Here is a 229-nt window from a genome sequence, read left to right as displayed (position 1 = left end):
ATACAATACCTGGAATGGGGATCTTTACCAGATTAAGGATAGAAATGCAGGGAAGATTCTTTGGCAGCTGAAAGAAACCAATGCCAAAGGACAAGTACTAAAAGAGAAATTAGGAGAAGCAGACGTGAACAACACCTATGATGGCAATGGATTCTTAACGAATGTCAATCATTCGTCTGCTGTAAAACCTAGTATACTACAGCTTTCCTATTCATTTGATGCCATAAGG

The 229-nt window shown here is 38.9% G+C and carries 1 protein-coding gene; it reads left to right on the top strand.

Annotated features, from left to right (window positions below):
• On the top strand, positions 1–229 hold a 229-nt coding region (locus SB689_RS24385), incomplete at both ends, for a hypothetical protein (RefSeq protein ID WP_410694589.1).

The organism is Chryseobacterium sp. SIMBA_038, assembly GCF_046535115.1.
Taxonomy (GTDB): Bacteria; Bacteroidota; Bacteroidia; order Flavobacteriales; family Weeksellaceae; genus Chryseobacterium.
The sequence above is the reverse complement of the archived record's forward strand: the minus strand, read 5'-3'. Positions and strand labels throughout refer to the sequence as shown.